At 61.6% G+C, this 490-nt stretch carries 1 protein-coding gene; it reads right to left on the reverse strand.

Annotation, left to right across the window (positions count from 1 at the left end; genetic code table 11):
* Nucleotides 1-204: 204 nt before the first annotated feature.
* A partial coding sequence (locus BQ17_RS22215) for a hypothetical protein (RefSeq protein ID WP_218067980.1) occupies nucleotides 205-490 on the reverse strand: 286 nt, incomplete at its 5' end.

Here is a 490-nt window from a genome sequence, read left to right on the forward strand (position 1 = left end):
CCTGCGCCGAGCGCAGCGAGGGGGCTTGGGGAGAGGGGGTCAAAGGGCGAAGATCGGTGCCTTTTGCGACACCCTCAGGGGAAGAGGGGCTTTTAGCTACCGCCGTGCCTGCGCGCAGGGCATATAATACCGCTGTCGACCCATCCGGGCGCCGCGCCGCTGACATCATGACCAACCACGCCGACTGCTCTATTTGGGATGGGTCTAGATAACTTCGCCTGGCTCCCCAGGCTCCGGAGACTGTGAAAGTATTCGCACGCGGAGCCACGGTGTGCACGCCTCGGCCTCAGCAGCGCGAAAAACCAGGCCAAGGCGCTTGATCGGCCGCGTCTGGCCGCTGAACGTCAGCCAACGCGCGACCGGTTGGAAGAATAGAAAGAGACAATAAAAACAGATCCGCCAGATACCATTTCTTTTGTGGGCGCTGCCGCGTGGCCGCAGAATCTCGCCAGTGGGGCCGGTGTAGCCATCAAGGGTACGGTGGTAATGA

It is taken from the genome of Candidatus Thiosymbion oneisti (genome assembly GCF_900092655.1).
Classification (GTDB): Bacteria; Pseudomonadota; Gammaproteobacteria; order Chromatiales; family Chromatiaceae; genus Thiosymbion; species Thiosymbion oneisti.